Below are 14,468 nucleotides of genomic sequence, written 5' to 3'. Positions count from 1 at the left end.
ATGATAAACAATGAAAAGTATAATGAATTAATAAAATATATCAAAGGTTTAGGAAAAGTGGTTGTGGCATTTTCAGGTGGAGTAGATAGTACTTTTTTACTTAAAGCAGCTAAAGAAGCCCTTGGAGATAATGTAAAAGCAGTGACAATTATGTCTCCATATATTCCAAAGTGGGAAATAGCAGAAGCAAAGGGACTAGCTAAAGAATTAGGAGTGCAGCATGAAATTATAGTAGCTCCAATTATTGATTCAATAAAATTTAATCCAGAAGATAGATGTTATCTTTGCAAAACTGCAGTATTTAGTATGATTTTATCTATTGCTAAAAAGCAAGATTATAACTGTGTAGTAGATGGAACTAACTTTGATGATATAAGTGATTATAGACCAGGTCTTAAAGCGTTAAAGGAATTAGAAATAAAAAGTCCACTTTTAGAATGCAAATTAACTAAATCAGAAATAAGAGCTTTTTCTAAAGAATTAGGACTTAATACTTGGGATAAGCCAGCATATGCTTGTCTTTTAACAAGAATACCTTATGGAAATGAATTAAAAGTAGAAGATTTTGAGAAGATAGAAAATGCAGAAAAATATATGATGAGCATAGGGTTTAGGGCCGTTAGAGTAAGATGTCATGGAGATTTAGCAAGAATTGAAGTAAATAAAAATGACAGAAGTAAATTATTTGATGAAAAACTTTTAGACACTATTGCTCAAAAGATAAAAGAATGCGGATTTAAATATGTAACATTAGACTTGCAAGGATATAGAGTAGGCAGCTTCAATGAAACTATAATAAAAAATTCAGATGAGCAAAATAAATAAAAAGATTGCTTAATCTACTTGTGTTCACTGTTTCAAAAGATTAGAGCCTGTAAATAATTTTGTGTAAACAGAATAAAAAGTACTCTTTCTTGGCAATAATTGAGATAAGTTATTTATCCAAAAATTGTAAGGAGGAGTATTTTTATGTCACAAATTTCTAAAGATATTTTAAGAGATTATATCAATGAGCAAAAGTTTGCAAATCCAAGTGAGGTTCTAACTGCAATGAAAGCTATGTTCAGAGACGTTCTCCAGGAGGCGTTAGAAGCTGAGATGGATTTAGAACTTGGGTATGACAAATATGATATATCAGAAAAACAAACTCTAAATAGCAGAAATGGTTACTCTAAAAAAACTGTCAAATCAGAACTCGGGACGGTAGAGCTTAATATACCACGTGATCGAAATGGAGAATTTGAACCTAAAATTTTGCCTAAGCATCAGAGAAATATAACTGGAATTGAAGATAAAATAATGGCTCTGTATGCAGCTGGAATGACTACAAGAGATATAGCAGAGCAAGTAAAGAATTTATATGATGTTGAGATATCTGCAGAAATGGTTTCAAACATAACAAACAGGATTATGCCTGTAGTTACAGAGTGGCAAAATAGACCATTAGAGAAGACATACTCATTTATTTTTATGGACGCAATACACTACAAAGTACGTGATGACAAGCACATTGTAATAAAAGCAGCTTATGTTGTATTAGGTGTAAATATGGACGGTGAAAAAGAGGTTCTTGGTATATGGGTAGGAGCAAATGAGAGTAGCAAGTTCTGGCTTTCAGTGCTGAATGACCTTAGAAACAGAGGCTTACAGGATGTTTTGGTGTTCTGTGTAGATGGATTAAATGGATTTAAGGAGGCAATAGGATCAGTATATCCATTTGCAAAGATACAACGTTGTATAATTCATCAATTGAGAGCAAGTATGAAATATATACCACATAAAGACAAAAAGGCTTTCGCCAAAGATTTAAAGGCTGTTTACAGTGCATTAAACGAGGATGTTGCACTTGAAAATTTAATTTCTGCAAAGGAAATATGGGGGAGTAAATATCCAAATGCAATAAAGAGCTGGGAAGATAATTGGGATAATCTTATTACTTTCTTTGTATTTCCAGATTATATTCGTAGAATTATATATACCACAAATGCTATAGAAAGTCTTAATAGTCAATTTAGAAAAGTAACTAAAACAAAGCTTATATTTCCGAGTGACGAGAGTCTTATGAAGATGCTGTATTTAGCTACTGAAAAGGTAAGCAAAAGATGGACCAGGGTATACGCAAATTGGGATCTTGTTATTAGCCAACTCAATATATTATTTAGTGAAATCCTAAATGCAGGAGCATAGCTCAGGGGACTCCGTCCCCAAACCCCTAAGGTTTATCGCTTTAGTTCTAACAGGAACATGCAAAACGGGCCACCAAAAGGCAGCCCGGTTCCTGTATAGAAGATCAATAACCGCTCGGGTTGCTCCTCAGCATTGCCCTATCCTGTTATTAAACATGTATATTATTGACTAAAAGTGGGAATAATATACTATATAAGGATGACAAATAAAAAGTGTTTATCGACTTTAATTTACATTTTTTAACAAACCTAATAAATCAATTTTTTGCCAAGAGAAAGAGAATACACAAAATTATTTACACGACCAAAGATTATTGCCTTGGAGTTAACTCCAAGGCAATAATCTTTTGATAATATAAATTAGTCATCCGTTCTTTTCAATTGTTCTTCTTTTACCAAAACCCTTTCTTCATATCCATCAATTTTTTTATCTAGACGTTCTAACGTTTGTTGCATTTCTTCTATTTTTTCAGCAAGATGACTACGTTGTTCTATCAAAAGTTTTTTTCTAGCCTTGATTGTAGGATTTCCTTGCTGGAACATGGTTACGTACTCTATTAATACTTCAATGGAAAGTCCTGCACCACGCATACATTTTATAAACTCAACCCAATTACAATCTTCTTCTGTATAATCCCTGATTCCGCTCGCATTTCGATTCACTGATGGAATCAAGCCAATTCGCTCATAATACCGCAGCGTATCTGCTGTTATATCATATTTTTGACTTGCTTCTGCTATCCTCATAGAAAAGTACCTCCTTTACCAAATGAAATTTGTGAATGTAGTTTCTTCCCTTTCTGGGAAAGCAATACCTGATTTTATTCCAGCTTCTTTGCATTTTAAGAAGAATGCCATATTTTTGCCTAAGGTACGCATAATCTGAAGTCCTTCTATATCCTTTTTCACATCTTCTGGAGTTTGACCGTGTACCATATTCCAATACTGTGAAGAAATAATTGGCATCTCGTTTAATGATGTATAGGTACATCCTTTTCCATGTGGACTTCCATTTACTAATAATACTTTCATAGTTTGCTCCTTCCATCTTAAACAACTTATATTTCTTAGTTTTATATATATCCTATCACTTGAAGTGCACTCCAAGTCAAGCATTTTTTGAGTATTATTAAATTAATTTTAGACAGGTTGTATAACGGATGTTTGTTATGAAAGCCAGGATTTAATCTTTCCTGATGCGATATTAACACTACCACCTTGGATAGCTAATCCCTTTTCTACATTAGCTGTTGGGCAGATATGTTTGATATCCTGCTCGCTTCCACCTAGTCCACTTCCTTCATGTGTGCAGTACGGAAGGATCGTCTTACCAGTAAAATCATATTCATCTAAGAATGCAAACACTGCCATTGGCATGGTTCCCCACCAGTTAGGATAACCAAGAATGATAGTATCGTATTCATCCATATTTTCTACATGAGTTGCAAGTTCCGGTCTTGCATTCTGGTTTTTCTCTACCTGCGCCACATTTGTAGTCTCAGTATAATCAGCAGGATATTTCTTTACTGTTTTAATCTCAAATAAATCTCCACCAAATGCTTCCTCTGCTATTTTAGCAGCTACTTCTGTGTTGCCAACTAGCAAATTTACAATACTTCCGTTAACATAGTTTTCATCTTTTCTTGAAAAGTAAGCGATTAATATTTTTTCCATTTCTTCATTCCTCCATTTATTTTTCTTTTTAAAAAGCATAACCATTCTTTTCTTTCATAATTCATTCACTTGAAACTACATCACACATTAAAACCATACACCCTGAAGTGAACTCCAAGTCAATACCTTTCATAAATTATTATTTACAAATAACTGAAAGTGAATTATATGCCTATTGAAAATTGCATTAATTTGTTATATTATGAAAGGAATAGATTGATGGATTAATTGATATGTGGAGGAAGTTTATGAGTAAATATATTACGATTAATGAAATGTTGGACAAGCTTGAAAAGAATAAATTTGTAAGCTTAGAGAAGGCGATTGAATATGGTCTTGATGTATATTCACAATGCAGTGTTGCGAATTATGAAACCGGGATGGCTTTTGCTTTATTATTTATAGGAGAAGCCTATTGCGACATGAGTAAATATGAGAAAGCCATGACATATTTATTTGATTGCATAAATTTATCTGAAAGACAAAGTTTATGTGATTTACAACTACTTGCTTATAAAAATATAGGTAACATTTATTTTCATATTGGAGAATATGGAAAAAGCTTAGAATACTATAATTCTGCAGAAAAGCTTACAAAAATAATTAGTACAAGTAAAAATTATTATAAAAGTTTTGGGGCTGAATTTTATGCTGCTAAAATATATAATAATATTGGAGAAATATATAGAGTTCTTAGATGTTATGAGGATGCTATTATATATTATAATTTATCTGATAAGCTTGATAGAGAACTTAATTACAAAGCAACATTTGGCGTTGCACTTTCCAACTTAGGTTATGTTGAATACTACCTGGGGAATTACGACAAGGCTTTAGAATATCTAAATGAAGCTATTTTATATTTAGTAAAAAATGATTATAAAGGGGGTATAGTGGAAGCCTATGGGATATTTGCTTTAATACATGAAAAAAAAGGAAATTATCAGGTATGTGAAAGATATTTCACTAAAGCCATCCATATTTCTTCTGGAATAGCCTATGATTATGGAAGAATTGATCTTCTGATAGATTATAGCAAATTTCTTGAGAATATAGGAAAAAGAAAGGAAGCAATTGATAAGTTAGAAGGGGTATACAATATTTCTATAGATAATAATTTCCTTGAAAACAAAAGAAAGGAAGCACTTGATAAGTTAGAAGAGGCATACAATATTTCAATAGACAATAATCTGTATGCAAAAACTATGGAAATTTGTAAAAGAACTATCAATTTGTATGAACAAGCAAATGATATTAATAATGCAAATAAATACTGTAAAATATATTTTAAAAATGAAAAAAAATTAGAAAATATAGAAATTATAAATAGAGCTATACATTTAAAAACAAAGGTTAAGCTTGAAAGTCTAGAAGAGGAAAGGAAGAACATATTAGAAAAAAGTGAGGCCTTTAGAAAAGAAGCAGAGGACCTTATGAAAACTGTAAAAAACATATCAATTATAAGCGAGCTAGGAGAGAAACTAACCACGACTTTAGACTTAAATCAAATTTATGAAATGTTATATAATTCAATTCAAAGTTTTATGGTAGCAAATGCCTTTGGAGTTGCGATTTATAAAGAGGAAAAGGGAGTAATTGAGTATCAGTATCTTATGGAGAATTATGTTAAAACTGAGTTGTATAAAGTTAATTTTGATAACGAAGCAAGCATGGCAGTAAAATGTTTAAAAGAGAATAAGCTAATAATAATTAATGATATGAAAAATGAACATTCAAATTATGTTGACACTATTATTACTAGTAATAATAGTAATAATTATAAACTGAATTCTGCAATATACTGCCCACTTAGTATAGATAATAAATTAATTGGTGTGATAACAGTGCAAGCATATGAAAAAAACTCATTTACAAAACTTACAATAGAAATGATAAAAGCACTTTCTTCATATGCAGCTATAGCAATAAATAATGCAACAAAATCAATAAATCTTCTTGTTGAGATGGAACAAAGAAGGAAAACTCAAATACAATTGGAGAATATCAACAGTAAATTAATTCATTTATCTGAAAATGATGGACTTACTGATATACCAAACAGAAGAAAATTTGATTCTATTATCGAAAAGGAATGGAACAAAGCTAAAGAGAGAAAAAGTGTTATATCAATCATAATTTTTGATATTGATTGTTTTAAACAATATAATGATAACTATGGTCATACAGTTGGGGATAGTTGTTTGATAAGTATCAGTAACGAACTTTGTAAATCATTAGTGAAAAACTATTTTGCTGCACGGTATGGTGGAGATGAATTTGTTATTGTCCTTCCAGATATAAATTTAGAGAATGCAAAGAGTTATGGTGATAATCTCAGGCGTAATGTGGAAAAGTTATCTTTAATTCATAAATTTTCAAAGGTAAAGGGTATTGTAACTGTCACATTAGGTGTTTCATCTACTATACCGGATAGCGACAGTACAATTATTGATTTTATAAGGCAGGCTGATAATGCTTTATATGAAGCAAAGAATAAAGGTAGAAATCAGATTATAGGTACTAACTTTTAATCAGCTAGTTAATCTGTTTTTCTATACTTATTTTTATAATGTTTTTCTTCTTATAGGCAATTAATAATATATAGGCGAAAACACACATAATCACACAAGTTACGAACGCTGATGATGTTGAAATATCAGCTGTTTTTCCAATAATTACGTTTGCCCCCGCAGCAGTTAAATCTCCAAACATAGCAAATACAGATAAAAGAGTCGCCCTTTCAACAGTACTTATATTTCTGTTTTCAACATCTAAAACTATAGGTGAAATTATAGCTGCACTGCCACATATAACAATTATTGAAAATACAGTTAAAGTAGCATTAGATGTAAATACAAGAATTGTACAACAAATAGCAATGAGTATATATAAGAGTTGAATGCTTTTATTTGCACCTAACTTATTACTTAATTTATAAGACTTAGTTGAGCACAATCTCGCTATTTGCATAACAACTGCCAACAGTCCAAAATATTTAATATTTATTCCACTACGCAAATATTGTGATTGATTTAAAAATACACTTACTACTTGAACTACTTCATTTATTAAGGCAAAAGAAATTACCAACATTATAATACTTTTCTTTTTAAAAGCTGTTAGTAAGCTTTGCTTAAAAGTAGGCTTTTCTTCATGATGTACATTAACCTCTTTTAAAAACAAAGTTAATACTGCCGCAACGCCATAAGGTATAATGGTCCAAAATGCAGTACTATCCATGGACTGTTTAACAATTAATGAAAACATAATTGAAGCAATTAAATAACCACCAGCAGAAAATGCATTATATAGTCCAAATACTTTTTCACTCTCATCTTTCTTAACTGATGAATATAATAGAGCTATGTCACAACCTGAAATTCCAGCTAATGATATTGACAATAATACTCGTTCTAAAAAAAACATCTCAAAGGAATTTGCTTTATAAAAAACTATCTTTGATATAAAAAATATAAAATTAGAAATAACAAGTGTTTTCTTATATCCAAATTTATCTGCAAACCATCCCCAGGGAATTTCAAAAATAATCATAAGTATCCACGATATAGACTCTATTAGAAACATATTAGTTAAAGATAGGTTTCTGTTTTGCCTATATAACGTAGCAATTGGACCATAAAAAACAAATCCCTGTAGGAATACAATCATATACATTAAATAAACGTTGATTTTTTTATTCACTTTTAATACACCCCCAAAGCTGCACAACAAAAAAACCTTCTCTTAAAGGCTAATTTTAAAATATGTTGTTACTTTATTGTGTATTAAATTGGTCTACGCATTTTATTCTCTCCTTCAAAATCAAATCTATGTTAATCATTTTACCATATTTTAAATATAGATACATTTATTATCTTAATTTTTTTGTAAAATACATATTTTCGGTTATATAAACACAAAATATATATGTTTAATTATGTTTATGAAAGGGAGTAAATTTATGAATGAAAAAGATAATATGTGTATTAACAATATTTTAACACCAAAATCGTATTGGCTTGATTCAACTAATGAGACAAATTACCCAACGTTAGAAAAAGATATAAATGTTGATATAGTAATTATAGGGGGAGGCATTACGGGAATTACAACGGCCCTCCTTTTAAAAGAAGAAGGTATAAAAGTTGCACTAATCGAAGCAGATAAAATAGTTCAGGGAACTACGGGACATAGTACAGCGTATGTTACTTCGCAACATGATATAATATATAGTAAATTAATCAACACTATGGGAAGGGAAAAAGCTAAGCAGTATGCAGATGCTAATGAAGGGGCCATAGATTTCATAGAGGACATGGTCAAGAAATATGATATTGATTGTGATTTTTGTAGGTTACCCGCATATATTTTTGCGACAGATGAAAAATATATAGATACAATTATCGAAGAAGCGGCTGCAGCTAAAAGCCTAGGAATAAAAGCGAAATATGTTGAAGATCTGGATTTGCCTTTTATAATAAAGGGTGCATTATGCTTTGAAAATCAGGCACAATTTCATCCTAGAAAGTATCTTCTTAAAATGGCGGAAAACATTTCTGGTAATGATAGTCAAATATATGAACATACAAGAGCTGTAGATATAGAACATGATAAGTTATATACGGTAATAACGGATACAGGATTTAAAATAATAGCTAAAAAAGTTGTTTTGGCTTCACATTTTCCTTTTTATGATGGTTTAGGATTGTATTTTTCAAGACTTCGCCCACAAAGGTCATATGTAATATCCGCAATAATAAAGGAGGAATTGCCAAAAGGTACATTTGTAGATGCAGGTGATGCAGGTTGGTATTTTAGAATGCAAAAGTATAATGATGGTCAGATGATAATTATTGGAGGTCAAGACCATAAAACTGCCCATGGTGGTGACATGATTAAACATTATGTTAATTTAAAAAATTATGCTGAAAAAAACTTTGACGTTGAAAAATTTCTATATAGATGGTCAACTCAAGATTATATAACATTAGATGGTGTACCATATGTAGGTAATCTTACTTCAACGTCTGAAAATATTTATGTTGCTACTGGTTATGGTGAATGGGGGATGACAAACGGGACAGCAGCTGCAGGTATACTAAGAGATATTATAGTTAAAAATGAAAGCCCTTATCAAGAGGTATATAATCCATCACGTAATATTTCAGCTGATGCAATTAAGAACTTCGCTAAAGAAAATTTTGATGTTGCAAAGCAGTTAATAAAAGGAAAACTTCAAGTTGGAGAATATAATTTTGATTTAAAAAATGATGAGGGAAAGATGGTACAGATTGATGGTGAAAGATATGGTGCATATAGAGACAAAAATGGTGAGCTACATATAGTTGATATAACATGTACACATTTAGGGTGTGAACTAAAATGGAATAGTGCAGAAAAATCTTGGGATTGCCCTTGTCATGGATCAAGATTTACTTTTGAAGGAGATATTATAGAGGGGCCGGCTGTTACCAGGTTAAATCACTACAAAGAAAGTAATAATACAATTGACTCAAATATAATCTGACAAAGTTTGTTAGAATTTACGTTCGAATTTTATCATGGTTATTATAAGGAAATAAGCACATATTTGTAATGAATATGTGCTTATTTTATTTATTATTCATTTGTATATTTATATAGTGTTAGTGTAAAATGTAGAATAGAATAACTCAAAGAATTGTAAAAATTTAAGAGCAAAATTGATATGAAAATAAGGCAATTTGGTGAAGGGTGAGATAAATGTGTCGCTAAAGAAAATTATACATCCTCTATTGTTTCAAGGAAATAACAGAAGTAAGGGATATTTTGAAGGATGGTACTATAAGCAAGTTTCAAAGGATGAGAAACGGGTTATAAGTTTTATACCCGGTATTAGCTTATTTGATAATGATGTTCATTGTTTTGTTCAGTATATATTTGTAAGTCTAGATGATAATAATAAGAAAACTATAAAAACTGGATATGTTAAATATCCTATCAAAGACTTTAAATATAGCAATAATCCTTTTATGTTACAAATAGGAGAAAATATTTTCTCGAAGTTTATGATATCAATTGAAATAGTAGATGGGGATTTACATATAGAAGGTACATTAAAGTTCGGATCATTCACTCCTATTAAAAAGTCTATTTTAAACCCTAATATAATGGGGTATTTTGCATATGTCCCTAAAATGGAATGTTATCATGGAATTGTTAGCATGAATCATATAGTTAATGGATTACTTAGGATTAATGATGAAGAAATAGATATTAACAATGGAAAAGGATATATTGAAAAAGATTGGGGAACTTCTTTTCCCAAGAAATATATTTGGATTCAATGTAACAACTTTAAAAATAGAAATACAAGTATTTTTTGTTCTATTGCGGATATACCATTTATGAGAAAAAGCTTTTTAGGATATATATGTAATTTACTTATTGATGGAAGGGAATATAGGTTTGCAACTTATAATCACAGTAAATTAAAAATTGAAAGTATAACAAATGAAAAGATATCAATATTATTAGAAAATAGTAATGTTAAACTTAAAATAGAAGCAAATATAAAAGAAGCAGGAGAATTAATTGCTCCGGAGCAAGGGAAAATGCAAAAAATAATCAAAGAAGAAGTTTTAGGTCAAGTGAAAATTTATTTATATAATAAGCAAAATGGAACTGTTTATAAAGATAACTGTTATATGGCTGGGATTGAGATTGTTGGATTTTAAATAAAAGGGGATGTAGTTAGTGGAAGTTTTAAGTAGTAAATTAGCTGGAAGTATTGTTGAAAGGACTATGAATGTTGTTAATTATAATATTATTATAACCAATACATTAGGCATTATTATAGCATCAGGAAATAAGGACAGAATAGGAGATAAACATGAAGGTGCGATAATAACGCTTAAAAGAAAATCAGAATTTAATGTCAGTGAAAATCAAAGTAAGAAGTTAAGCGGTGTATATTCAGGAACCAACCAAGTTATTGAGTTTCAAAATAGAGTTATTGGAGTAATCGGTATTACCGGGAAACCAAAAGAGGTTTTAGGTTATGGTAAATTAGTTAAAATGACTGCAGAAATGATGATTGAGCAAGAATATGTATTGAGTGAATTAGCAAGTAACAAGAGAATGAAGCAAGATGTTATGCTAGCACTTATTTATAACAAACAAGATTCTCTTTTTTTATTGGATAAATATATTAAAAGATTTCAAATTCCATACAATAATCCAATGGCTATCTTTATAATTGAAGTGAATTTTAAAGATAATCCAGACAATATTGATTTGAATATATTAAATAAAATGATAAACATATTGGAAGGGACATTTATGGAATCTCTAGCAGCAGTAATTGATTCGAAAACAATTGTGATATTACATAAATGTCTACATATTAATGATAAAATTGAAGATTATAGTGAAAAACTAAAAGAAATCAGTGAAAAAATATGCAATCAAATAGACATTACTGTAAAGATATCCATGGGAAAAATCTATGACAAGTTAAATGACATCTATAAATCTTTTAATATAGCTAAAGAAACACTTTTATTTGGGAAAAAGATACACCCAAATGATAATATTTATATTTTTGATTTATTAAAGAGTGAGATGTTGTTTTCTCAGAATAGTGAAAAATGGAAAATTGGCGAATTAGAGGACACGTACCAATTAATAGCATTAAATGATAAAGAAGGGGTATTAAGAGAAACTTTAAAAGTTTTAATAGAAGAAAATGGAGAGCTCAATAATGTATCAAGTAGATTATTTATTCATAGAAACACTATTAGATATCGTTTAAATAATATTTACAAGATTACAAATAGAAACCCTAGAAATTACATTGACCTATTTTGGCTTTATAGTGCTATGCTTAACTTTTAATAGAAAGTGAAAACTCTATCACTCCTTTTAAATTATATTGTCTATTTTAATTGAATAGCACATCGATTTATTAAAAAATATCAGACTCCTACAAATACCTTTTATAGGTTTTTATAGGAGTCTTTATAATATAGTAGTTTTGTTGAAATCTATCACATATTTTTATTTATAATGGAATATTCAAAAATAAACACTGTATATAAAAAAATTACTTTTGTGCAAATAGACAAAATTAATGATTAATGTTTGTGCAATGCAATATTGAATATTATGTAAAAAAGTATAATAATAGATCTATATTGTTAAGTAAAAAAATCTTTAAAGAGTAGGTGAAAAAATGAAATACTTAAGGCAATTAATGATTGTTTTAATTCCATATGTTGTTGGCACCGTATTACAGATAACATTACATTTGCCAATTCCGGGAGCGGTTATAGGACTTATTTTACTATTTTTAGGACTACAAATAGAGATAATTAAAGTCGTAATGATAGAGGAACTTTGTGAGTTTCTTTTATCGAATATGTCTTTTTTCTTTATTCCTGCGGGAGTTGGTCTAATGACGGCTTTTGGCGTATTAAAAGGGAAATGGATACCGTTTATAATTATAGTTGTTTTTTCTACCTGTTTGGTTTGGGTTGTAACAGCTTTGGTAGTTAAAGATTTAAGGAAGGGATGTAAAAATGAATGATTTAATTACTTCACCAATATTTGGCGTAATAACATCTCTTATTGCTTATGAAATTGGAGTTTATATAAAGAAAAAAGGAAGACTTTCAATATTTAATCCACTATTAATAGCAATTATTATACTTATTTTTTTTCTTACAAAATTCCATATTACATATGAAGACTATAATAACGGGGGTCAAATAATTTCATTCTTTTTATTTCCTGCCACAGTAGCATTAGCTTTACCCATGTATAAGAAATTTGCTTTATTTAAAGAAAATGCTATTCCAATACTTATAGGAATTTCCAGTGGGGCTATTTCGGGTTTTATATGTGTAGTATTTCTTTCAAAATTATTTGGATTAACTACTGTGCTTACTGAATCTTTAATACCAAAATCAATAACAACACCCATAGGGATAGCTTTGTCAAAGCAACTAGGTGGACTTTCGTCAATTACAGTTGTAGCTATTATAATGACCGGGATTATAGGATCTATTGCTGGACCACTTTTGCATAAAGTTTTTAAAATTAAAGATAAAGTTGCTCTAGGAATTGCTATGGGAGCATCTGCTCACGCATTAGGAACAGCAAGGTCTATGGAAATAGGGGAAATTGAGGGAGCAATGAGTGGTTTAACTATGGCTATTTCAGGAGTTGTCGCTGTTCTTTTATATCCTCTTTTATGGAAGGTAGTTCTCGAAATATTCAAATGATTTCTTGAAATATAATATAAACATTAAAAAATAAATTCAATTCTATAAATGTAATGTATGGTGATTTAGGAGGTATTATGATTATGAAAAAAGATGAGAGTATGGGCCCATTGAACAAATTATTTAATTCAATAGACAATTTTTTATTTGATGAGAAAGAGCAGACATTAAGAAGTAAGTTGGGAAAAGAAATACGTGAATCTATCTTTACAGATAACATAGTAGAGAGGCTTAACGAAAATGATTTTTCAGGATTGGTTGAGGAAGAAAAAGAAATGATGGTACTTTTCTCTATGATATTCCCTGTTTTCATTGAAAAGAATGGTGTTATCTTTAGATTGTATAAGCACAAAGTTGAAGTTGATTTATCGGATGTGATGAGTGATAGATATATTTACATATTTGAAGAGGGGAGACTTACATCAGGTTTATTTCAATGTTTTAAGCTTTATGATGAGGAATATATTTATGGAGTAAAAAAAATAATAAATATGATTCCGAGTTTTAAAGAAACTATAAAGGTGGCCCTAGTGAATTTAAATAATAATGAAGATTTTAATAAAGAAGAAATAGGAAATGTAAAGAATAGAGAAGTAATAGCCAAAAACAATTACAATAAATTAATAAAATGCTTAAATACATTTACCGCGAAAATGTAGCCATTTCTAGAACTTTATTAGAGACATTTTGTAAATTCCACATTAAATTTTTAAATTTATGTAGAATATTTTAAATAGTGTGTTATTATAAATATAAGAAGTGGTCAGACCATCTTACCAAATAATTACTAATGAAAAATATAAAATTAGCATTTGATCCTAAAAGTATATTGAATCCAGGTAAGGTTTGTCAATAAGATTCAGTCATAGTAAGATAACCAAAAGTAAGTATTGAGATGAGTAATTAGATATTATTAAATGTTAAATCTAAATATCAAATAATTCGATGAAAGAAGGCTTATTAAATGAGAAAAATGAAAACTATGGACGGAAATACAGCAGCAGCACACGTTGCCTATGCATATACCGATGTTGCGGCTATTTACCCAATAACACCATCTTCAACAATGGCAGAGTATTGTGATGAATTAGCAGCTAAAGGAACAAAAAATGTATTTGGTCAAAAAGTTAAAATAATGGAAATGCAATCAGAAGCAGGAGCAGCAGGAGCAGTTCATGGTTCACTTCAAACGGGAGCATTAACTTCAACTTTTACTTGTTCTCAAGGATTATTATTAATGATCCCAAATATGTATAAAATAGCAGGAGAACTACTACCAGGAGTATTCCATGTAGCTGCTAGAGCGTTAACTACTCATGCACTTAATATTTTTGGAGATCATCAA

Annotated in this window: 12 protein-coding genes and 3 pseudogenes; 11 read left to right on the top strand and 4 right to left on the bottom strand. The window is 29.8% G+C overall.

The features are described 5' to 3' along the window. Positions 1-825, top strand: coding sequence for an ATP-dependent sacrificial sulfur transferase LarE (gene larE, locus VIM70_RS08420; protein WP_331945305.1), 825 nt, complete (start codon positions 1-3; stop codon positions 823-825). A 144-nt stretch (positions 826-969) separates the two neighbouring features. Further along, positions 970-2,187: an IS256 family transposase gene (locus VIM70_RS08415; RefSeq protein ID WP_331945304.1), complete on the top strand. Its 1,218-nt coding sequence runs from the start codon at positions 970-972 to the stop codon at positions 2,185-2,187. 359 nt (positions 2,188-2,546) lie between these two features. On the opposite strand, the gene VIM70_RS08410 is transcribed toward VIM70_RS08415, so the two are convergent. The 3 genes and pseudogenes from VIM70_RS08410 to VIM70_RS08400 all read right to left on the bottom strand — a co-directional run bounded on the left by VIM70_RS08410 (position 2,547) and on the right by VIM70_RS08400 (position 3,899). Next, a complete protein-coding gene (locus VIM70_RS08410; protein WP_331945303.1) occupies positions 2,547-2,933 on the bottom strand; it encodes a MerR family transcriptional regulator in 387 nt (128 codons plus the stop codon). 15 nt (positions 2,934-2,948) lie between these two features. After that, positions 2,949-3,170: pseudogene (locus VIM70_RS08405) on the bottom strand (flavodoxin family protein); the annotation flags it as partial. Positions 3,171-3,353: 183 nt separating this feature from the next. Then, positions 3,354-3,899: a flavodoxin gene (locus VIM70_RS08400; RefSeq protein WP_331945302.1), complete on the bottom strand. Its 546-nt coding sequence runs from the start codon at positions 3,897-3,899 to the stop codon at positions 3,354-3,356. Between the two features lie 209 nt (positions 3,900-4,108). On the opposite strand from VIM70_RS08400, the gene VIM70_RS08395 reads away from it, so the two are divergent. Further along, on the top strand, positions 4,109-6,391 hold the full coding sequence (locus VIM70_RS08395) for a sensor domain-containing diguanylate cyclase (protein ID WP_331945301.1): 2,283 nt from the start codon (positions 4,109-4,111) through the stop codon (positions 6,389-6,391). Between the two features lie 4 nt (positions 6,392-6,395). Here the strand turns inward: VIM70_RS08395 and VIM70_RS08390 are convergent, their stop codons facing one another. Then, on the bottom strand, positions 6,396-7,562 hold the full coding sequence (locus VIM70_RS08390; protein ID WP_331945300.1) for an MFS transporter: 1,167 nt from the start codon (positions 7,560-7,562) through the stop codon (positions 6,396-6,398). A 259-nt stretch (positions 7,563-7,821) separates the two neighbouring features. Here VIM70_RS08390 and VIM70_RS08385 point away from each other — a divergent pair, with 259 nt between their 5' ends. From VIM70_RS08385 to VIM70_RS08350, 8 genes and pseudogenes are all read left to right on the top strand, one after another. Continuing rightward, positions 7,822-9,387 carry an FAD-dependent oxidoreductase gene (locus VIM70_RS08385; protein ID WP_331945299.1) on the top strand — a complete coding sequence of 522 codons (1,566 nt, stop codon included), beginning with the start codon at positions 7,822-7,824 and terminating at the stop codon, positions 9,385-9,387. A gap of 217 nt (positions 9,388-9,604) precedes the next feature. Further along, positions 9,605-10,576 (top strand): tocopherol cyclase family protein, encoded by a 972-nt coding sequence (locus tag VIM70_RS08380; protein WP_331945298.1) that lies wholly within the window; start codon positions 9,605-9,607, stop codon positions 10,574-10,576. 19 nt (positions 10,577-10,595) lie between these two features. Further along, positions 10,596-11,735: a CdaR family transcriptional regulator gene (locus tag VIM70_RS08375; protein WP_331945297.1), complete on the top strand. Its 1,140-nt coding sequence runs from the start codon at positions 10,596-10,598 to the stop codon at positions 11,733-11,735. A 337-nt stretch (positions 11,736-12,072) separates the two neighbouring features. Then, a complete protein-coding gene (locus tag VIM70_RS08370) occupies positions 12,073-12,426 on the top strand; it encodes a CidA/LrgA family protein (RefSeq protein WP_331945296.1) in 354 nt (117 codons plus the stop codon). Then, positions 12,419-13,123: an LrgB family protein gene (locus VIM70_RS08365; protein ID WP_331945295.1), complete on the top strand. Its 705-nt coding sequence runs from the start codon at positions 12,419-12,421 to the stop codon at positions 13,121-13,123. Before VIM70_RS08370 ends, VIM70_RS08365 begins: the two co-directional genes overlap by 8 nt. Before the next feature lie 77 nt (positions 13,124-13,200). Beyond that, positions 13,201-13,782, top strand: coding sequence for a hypothetical protein (locus tag VIM70_RS08360; protein ID WP_331945294.1), 582 nt, complete (start codon positions 13,201-13,203; stop codon positions 13,780-13,782). Between the two features lie 128 nt (positions 13,783-13,910). Beyond that, positions 13,911-13,979: pseudogene (locus VIM70_RS08355) on the top strand (FAD-linked oxidase C-terminal domain-containing protein); the annotation flags it as partial. Between the two features lie 108 nt (positions 13,980-14,087). After that, positions 14,088-14,468, top strand: a pseudogene (locus VIM70_RS08350) (pyruvate:ferredoxin (flavodoxin) oxidoreductase); the annotation flags it as partial.

It is taken from the genome of Clostridium sp. (assembly GCF_036569345.1).
GTDB lineage: Bacteria > Bacillota > Clostridia > Clostridiales > Clostridiaceae > Clostridium_AD.
Note: the sequence above shows the minus strand (reverse complement) of the source record. Positions and strands in the feature narration are given on the sequence as shown.